Raw genomic sequence first — 5,590 nt, forward strand, 5'->3', positions numbered from 1 at the left:
CGCTTGGCGACGCCGCCGACGACGAGCGGCTCGTGCGCGACGCCCGCGGCGTCGAACACGCCCGCGAACTCCTCGTCCGCGAGGACGGGCTGGCCGGCGACGAGGACGAGCGCGACGTCGCGCGGCCGCGCGGAGAGGAGCGGCACACGGAGCGCCACGAGGTCCGCCTGTGCGCCCGTCTCGAGCGACGGGACCGGCAGGCCGAGCCTCCGCGCGGCCACCGCCCCGACGGCGGCGGCGAGCCGCGCGTCCGACACGAGGCCCGTGGCCCGGGGCCGCGGCGAGCTCGTCGAGAAGCGTGCCGGCGCCGCTCACGAGCGCATCCGTCCCGAGCAAGACCTCGAGGCCTGCGCCGAAGAGGGCGCGCGAAGCCGTCGCGCGGTACAGGAACGTTCGACGTCGGGCACCACCGCGCACCGCGCGCGCGTCAGACGGGACAGACTGTCTGCGTCCGTCGCGACGAGGTGGACCGCCGCGAGGAGCGGCCGAGGAGCCCGCGCGCGTCGGCGTCCGCGATCTCCTCGCCCGCCTCGCGGCTCTCGTTCCCTCGGCGAGGTGCATGGTCCACGGACCGACGGCGTTTCGTCGGGCGCCTCGCGCACGGACTGCACGGTCGGGATGCGCGACATGGAGCGGAAGTCCTGATCGAAGTCCTCCTCCACCCGTCGTGGTGGACGGCGGTCGTCGCGCTGCCGAGGACGTTCTTGAGGGCGCCGAAGAGGAGCGCCTCCCGGCGCGAGAGCGCATGGCGCCGGTCGAGATCATCCGTGAACCGTTCGTGGAGGTCCCGGGCCCCACGCGCCCGCGTCGGCATAGGCGTCTCGCCGAGGCGCGGAAGATGATTGCGATGGAGGTGGTCGTGCGTTCACGAGGCCGGGAGAAGGGTCGCGCCGTCGAGGTCGACCGTGACGTCCGGCGCGCCGCCGTCGGGGGTGATGCGGCCGCCGTCGACCTCGAGGGCCCCGACGTGCGTCACGAGTCGGAGCCTCACCGCGCGAACTCAGCGCGAGAAGGAGCGGCATGCCGGCGTCGCGCGCGTAGCGGTCGAGCTTTCCGGCGCGCTCATAGAAGGGTCGGACTTCGGCACCGACGCTCAGCCAGCCGCCGGAGTCGAACGACAGCCCGGCGGCGCGCCCCGCCGATTCGTGGTCGTCCGACTCGTGCACGACGTGCTCGACGGCGTGGGACGCGCCGGATGCGTCGCGGAAGATCCGCGTGTGCCGCGCCGCACCGCCTCCGGGTGGAAGTCGGTGACGACCGCGCACGCGCCGGGCCGGAGGACGCGTGCGAGCTCGGCGTAAAGCGGCGCGAGGGCAGGAAGGTGGCCGGCGGCGAGCCGGCACCAGGCGACGTCGAAGCGCGCGGCCGGAAACGGCAAGGACCGGACGTCGGCGGCCGAGGTGGCGGTCGGACGGCCGGGCACGAGCCGGCCGCGGGCCAGCATCTCTCGTAGACGAGGTCGATCCGACCGCCGAGCGCGGTGCGTTCCGCGGAAGACGAGGCGCCGCCCGGTTCCGCACGCCGCGTCGAGGAGGTCGAGACCGTCGAGCTCGGGCGTGAGTATCCGGACGGCCGCCTCGTCGAGGACGGTGAGCGGATTTTCCTCGTCGTAAGTGTCGGACCAGAGGCGGTACGCTTCGGCGTTTTCAGAACGGCGCTCACGACGCCTCCTCAGGTGTCCGTAGGCCTGCGAGTCCGCGGGCACGAGGCCGCCCCTCAGCCGGCGAGCGAAGTCCTCGACACGCCCCTTGAGCCGCGGCGGCAGCCACGGGACCTTCGGGTCCTCGTGGGTCATCCAGCCGAGCCACTCGGGCGTCGTCCACTCGTCGAGCGTCGCCGGGCGTCGTCGACAGCGGGTCGACGTTGCCGTACGTCCCGCGGCGCTGCGGCGTGGGCGTGTAGAAATACGTGATGAGCTTGAGGTCCGGGTTGACCGCCGCGAGCTTCTCGATGAACGCGAGGTTCGTCTCGACGTCCTCCTCGGGGTCGTCCGGGTCGCCGAAGACGAACGAGAACCCGGGAGGATCCCGTGCTCCCTTGTCTTCGCGGCGAGGGCGAGCGTCTGCTCGATCGTCAGGTTCTTCGACATCTTCTTCAGGCGCTCGTCCGAGCGATTCCGCCCCGAAGTACGCCATCGTGAGGCCCGCGCGCCGGATCGTCGGCCACGTCGCATCGGAAAATCGCAGCATCGCGTCGATCCGCGCCTCGGCCCACCATTTCAGCCCGAGCGGCGCAATCCGCTCGCAGAGCTCGACGGCGTGCTCCTCGCGGAGGAAGAAATTGTTGTCGTAGAAGTGGACGGAGTCCATCCCGCGCGTCGCGGCGAGGTGCGCGAGGTCGGCCTCGGTGCGCGAGGGCGACGCGAACTTCTCCCGGCTGCCGAACGCGCCGATGACGCCGCAGAAGTTGCACGTGTACGGGCAGCCGATGGACGCCTGGTAGACGCCGCTTCTTTTCGCCGAGCGCCGACGGGCGGAGGTAGTTCGGGACGTCGACGCGCGCCCACGGCACGTGCGGGAACGCGTCGGGTCCCTCCCAGGCGCGCTCGGGGTTGAGCCGCGCCTCCCCGCCGTCCTTCCAGCCGAGGCCCGCGACGGACGCGGGGTCGACGCGCCCGGCGAGGACGCCGAGTAGCTCGACGAGCGTTCGCTCTCCCTGGCCGCGCACGAGATAGTCCACATACGGCGCGCGGAGGACCGGCGCGGGATAGAGGCTCGGGAAGTAGCCGCCCCAGACGATCGGCAGGTTCGGGAAGCGATCCTTCAAGGCGCGCGCGACGGCACGGCCGAGAGGAGCTGCGGCCCCGGCATGACGGTCATGCCGACGAGAGCGGACGGGATCGTCCGTTCCCGCGCGCGCGGCGACGATCGCGGCGGCCTCGGAGGCCGGGTCGGACCCTTCCAGGTTGCCGTCGACGATCTGCCACGTGACTCCCTCGGGCAGTGCGGCGCGAGGGCGAGGAGGGAGAGGGGAAATCGCCGGTTCTTCGCCCGCGTGGCGCGCGTGTTCACGAGGAGGATCATGAGCCCCGGGGCGTCGGCGACTCCAGAGATCGAAGCGCGACGGCGCACCGCGCCCTTCAGCCGCGCCACCAAGCCCGCGTTTCAGTGCGCGGGGGTAGAGAACGCGCCGCCGGCGGAAGGATAGGCCCGCGGGCGCGGCGGCGCCGCCAGCCGCTCCTTCGTGAGGAACCTCCACGGGCGAGAGCGCAAGGAGGTCTTCGGCGGCTTCGGCGAAGCGCGCCGCGGTCTCGCGGCGCTTCTCGGCTCGCATCGCGTCGCCCGAGGCGGCGCGCGCGGAGAACGGGGAGGCGATGACCGCGACGCAGCCGCCGGGCGCCGCCGTACGCGCGGCCGCGGCGAGGACGCGTGGAGGTCCTCGGCGAGGTGCAGCGACGCGTCGAAGACGACGATGTCGAAGAGCCGCGGGCCGAGCGGGAGCGCGTCGAACGAGGCGGCGACTCGTCCGAACATGCGCGCGAGGCGCCGGGCGAACGGCGCCGCGGCCGCGAGGCCGTCCACGTCGTCCACGCGGAGGTCCGCCGCGACGCAGCGGTGGCCGCGCGCCGCGAGCCGCGCCGAGAGCCAGCCGTTTCCCGCGCCCAGGTCGAGGACCCGGAGCGCCCGCCCGCGCTCGCGCTCGAGGGGAGCCACGACGCGCCGGAGGAACGCGTCGAAGGTGCGTGCGCGGATCCGCCACTGCGCGGCCAGCGGGCCCTCCGTGACCCACGGGAGCGCGAAGAGCTCGCGCGTGCCTCCGGCGCCGCGACCCTCGGTCCGGCGCAGCCGGGCGTAGGCGCGGGCCCAGCGGCGGCGCGCGGGCTCGCTCACGGGGCCTCGGCTTCCGTGCGCGTGAAGTCGAGGAGCACGTGGTCCGCAAGGAGCGCGAGCGGCCGGGCGGCGAGCCGGTCGACCGCCTCGGCTGCCGCGAGGACGAGCGGAACGCGCGAAATCCAGGGCTCGGCCGAGCTCGGCGGCACGAAGACGCCGATGCCGGTGGTGCCGCGAAGGACGAACCACGGGGAGAACGCGACCGCGAACGCGCGCGGCGCCGGGTACGTCACCGTGAACGTCTCGCCGGCCACGCGCGCCGGCGCCGGACGGCGAGAAGCGCCGGAACGCCGCCCGGAACCGCCCGCGCAGGAGCAGCACGGCGACCTCGGCCGGCGAAGCCGGGCCGAAGACGACGAGGAGTGCGCGCGCGCCCGGCGGAAGAACGCGTGCGAGGCCGCGCGCGACGGAGGCGTGGTCCGTGACGCAATTGAGCGACGCAAAGTTCGAGAAGACGCCATCGAAGGGCGCGCCGCCGCGCCGCGGCCCAGGCGCCGAGGTCCTCGAGCGCCAACCGCTCGGCGGTCACGACCGTGCCGACGCCGGCGGCCCGGGCCTTCGCGCGTTTGCGCGACCATCGCGGGCGCGCCGTCCGTCACGTGGACCTTCCTTCCCGCAGCCGCGAGAAAGAGCGCGTCCTCGCCGGTCCCGCCCCGAGCTCGAGCAGGCGGGCGCCCGGCGGAAACGCGGCGAGGAGCTCGCGGCGGACGGCGCGGCGTTGGGCGGCGACGGACGCCCACGCGGAGAAGGCGTCGTCGGAAACCCGGGGCGAGGGCGTCGAAGGCTCGGACGGCCGCGGGAAGGGAATGCACGGCGCCGCCCGGCGTCACGCGCGCGCGATGCGAAGGCGCGGCCCCGAGGCTTCGACCTCGAGAGGTTCGGAGCGGTGCAGACTCTCTGTTTCGTCCAGCTCGCGCCACTTCTCGTCGCAGGAGAGGCGCGTTTCGGCGGCGGCGTTCGTGCCGGCCGCGAAGGTGGCCACCTCTTCGTGCAGGACGTCGCGCACACGCCGGTAGAACGCGCTCGTGTACGTCCCGCGGAACATCATGGCGAGCTCGTCGCTGTCGCTCCAGTTCGTGCGCGCGCCGAGCTGCTCCTTCACGCGCTCGAAAAAGAGCGTCCCGGGGAGCGGGTAGGCGACCGAGACGCCGACGTCGTCGGGCCGCTCGCTGAGGACGAGCTCGCGTGTCGCGAGGAGATCCGCCCAGGTCTCGCCCGTGTAGCCGAGCTGGAGGAACCACGCGACGCGGATGCCGTGGCTCCTGAGAAGGCGCGTCGCCGTCTTGACCTGGCCGATGCGCGTGCCCTTGTCCATCGCGTCGAGGATCCGCTGCGAGCCGGACTCGACGCCCATCCAGACCTCCTCGGCGCCGGCGGCGGCCAGTGCCGCGACGGCCGAGGGCGTCATGAGGTCGACGCGCGACTGCATCGTGAACGGGATCCTGACACGCCGCTCGGCGAGCGCCTCCGCGTAGGACTCCGTCCAGCGCGGCGAGAGGCCGAAGATGTCGTCCGCGAACCAGATGTGATCCGGGCGCACCGTGTCGGCGAGCAGGCGGACTTCGTCCGCGACGTTGCCGGGGCTGCGCTGGGCGTAGCGCGTGCCCCCAGAGCGGCTTGGCGCACCAGTTGCAGTGGAAAGGGCAGCCGCGCGTCGTCACGACGTTCCAGCTGAGCCGGCCGTGCGCGCGCGTCCAGGCCGTACGGTACGCCGCCGCGTCGACGAGGTCCCAGGCCGGCAACGGCAGCGCGTCGAAGTC

Annotated in this window: 5 protein-coding genes and 1 pseudogene; all 6 read right to left on the bottom strand. The window is 73.6% G+C overall.

Annotated elements, in window-relative coordinates; all coding sequences use genetic code 11:
• Window positions 1–257: hypothetical protein (locus tag IPL89_17305; GenBank protein ID MBK9064921.1), on the bottom strand; the 257-nt coding region annotated here is incomplete at its 3' end.
• A gap of 836 nt (window positions 258–1,093) precedes the next feature.
• The gene (locus tag IPL89_17310; GenBank protein ID MBK9064922.1) at window positions 1,094–1,795 is read right to left on the bottom strand and encodes a class I SAM-dependent methyltransferase; all 702 of its coding nucleotides are present in this window, start codon (window positions 1,793–1,795) and stop codon (window positions 1,094–1,096) included.
• A 299-nt stretch (window positions 1,796–2,094) separates the two neighbouring features.
• Entirely contained in the window at window positions 2,095–2,766 is a 672-nt protein-coding gene (locus IPL89_17315; GenBank protein MBK9064923.1) for a cobalamin-dependent protein, read from the bottom strand.
• A 338-nt stretch (window positions 2,767–3,104) separates the two neighbouring features.
• Window positions 3,105–3,830 carry a class I SAM-dependent methyltransferase gene (locus tag IPL89_17320; protein ID MBK9064924.1) on the bottom strand — a complete coding sequence of 242 codons (726 nt, stop codon included), beginning with the start codon at window positions 3,828–3,830 and terminating at the stop codon, window positions 3,105–3,107.
• A complete protein-coding gene (locus tag IPL89_17325; protein ID MBK9064925.1) occupies window positions 3,827–4,084 on the bottom strand; it encodes a hypothetical protein in 258 nt (85 codons plus the stop codon). The genes IPL89_17320 and IPL89_17325 overlap by 4 nt, the downstream gene beginning before the upstream one ends.
• A 572-nt stretch (window positions 4,085–4,656) precedes the next feature.
• A pseudogene (locus tag IPL89_17330) lies at window positions 4,657–5,439 on the bottom strand (radical SAM protein).
• Between the last annotated feature and the right edge of the window lie 151 nt (window positions 5,440–5,590).

The organism is Acidobacteriota bacterium, assembly GCA_016716715.1.
Lineage (GTDB): Bacteria > Acidobacteriota > Thermoanaerobaculia > UBA5066 > UBA5066 > Fen-183.

Excerpts from the sequence above, each read along its gene's own strand:
- IPL89_17310 (MBK9064922.1), bottom strand. The coding sequence starts at position 1,795 with ATGACCCACGAGGACCCGAAGGTCCCGTGGCTGCCGCCGCGGCTCAAG.